Here is a 348-nt window from a genome sequence, read left to right as displayed (position 1 = left end):
AGGAGGAGGCGTGAGCTGGGGCACAGTGACAGCCATGCTGGGTACGACGACAGTCAACTTGGCCAACTACGGCACGCTGACGCAAAGCCCCTCCGGCGGCAATTGGAGCTTTGTGCTGGACAACAGCAAGGCGGCGACCCAGGCGCTCAAGGGCGGCGAGAGCATCAGCGTCACGCTGGGCTACACCTTGACAGACAAGGACAGCGACACAGCCAATGCGACCGTGAGCTTCACCATCCACGGTGCAGACGACACGGGCGAAGTGACGATTGATGCAGGCGCAGGCAGCGATGCAGGCAAGGTCTACGAATCGGGCCTGAACAACATTGCGGATACAGAAACGACCGG

Annotated in this window: 1 protein-coding gene; it reads left to right on the top strand. The window is 61.2% G+C overall.

Annotated features, from left to right (window positions below; genetic code table 11):
* Positions 1–10 precede the first annotated feature (10 nt).
* The coding region (locus QEP12_RS17000) for a VCBS domain-containing protein (RefSeq protein WP_284214998.1) at positions 11–348 on the top strand (338 nt) is incomplete at its 3' end.

The sequence above is a fragment of the Comamonas jiangduensis genome (assembly GCF_030162955.1).
Taxonomy (GTDB): domain Bacteria; phylum Pseudomonadota; class Gammaproteobacteria; order Burkholderiales; family Burkholderiaceae_C; genus Comamonas; species Comamonas jiangduensis.
Note: the sequence above shows the minus strand (reverse complement) of the source record. Positions and strands in the feature narration are given on the sequence as shown.